This is a genomic window from Aliivibrio sp. 1S128, from assembly GCF_001691065.1.
In the GTDB taxonomy this organism is placed as follows: domain Bacteria; phylum Pseudomonadota; class Gammaproteobacteria; order Enterobacterales; family Vibrionaceae; genus Aliivibrio.
Window position 1 is genome coordinate 1 of sequence record NZ_MAJV01000060.1, and the last position, 439, is coordinate 439.

Consider the following 439-nt stretch of genomic DNA (forward strand, 5'->3'; position numbering starts at 1 on the left):
TGTAGCAAATCGTGTTGATGCGATTGTTATGGTGATTGTCTTGCACCTAACTGAAATGAGCAATATAACAGTTACTTTAAACTTGCTTGGATGATTAGCAATTCAATGTCTTCGGCAGAATCATTTAATAAGCCATGAGTACCAAAACGTTTATTCACAATCATGTCGCCAGCAATAACTCGTTTAGTTTCGCCCTCAATAATCATTGTGCCTTCACCTTTGAGGATTATATACATCTCTTCATCATCTTCGTGAGAATGCTCCCCCATTGAACTACCTGCCGGCATAATGACACGAATAGCAAAGTCCCAAGCACCATCAAAATCTTTACGTCTAAATGCACGGTAAATATCAATAGAGCCAACACCATCATGGCTATTGTTATCAACTTCTTTATCACAGTTGTAGAAATTACGAATCATTGCTATCCCTTTCTATT

Annotated in this window: 1 protein-coding gene; it reads right to left on the minus strand. The window is 37.8% G+C overall.

Annotated elements, in window-relative coordinates:
- Positions 1-71: 71 nt before the first annotated feature.
- Positions 72-422 carry a cupin domain-containing protein gene (locus A6E03_RS09190; RefSeq protein WP_065600698.1) on the minus strand — a complete coding sequence of 117 codons (351 nt, stop codon included), beginning with the start codon at positions 420-422 and terminating at the stop codon, positions 72-74.
- Positions 423-439 lie beyond the last annotated feature (17 nt).

Excerpts from the sequence above, each read along its gene's own strand:
- A6E03_RS09190 (WP_065600698.1), bottom strand. The coding sequence starts at position 422 with ATGATTCGTAATTTCTACAACTGTGATAAAGAAGTTGATAACAATAGC.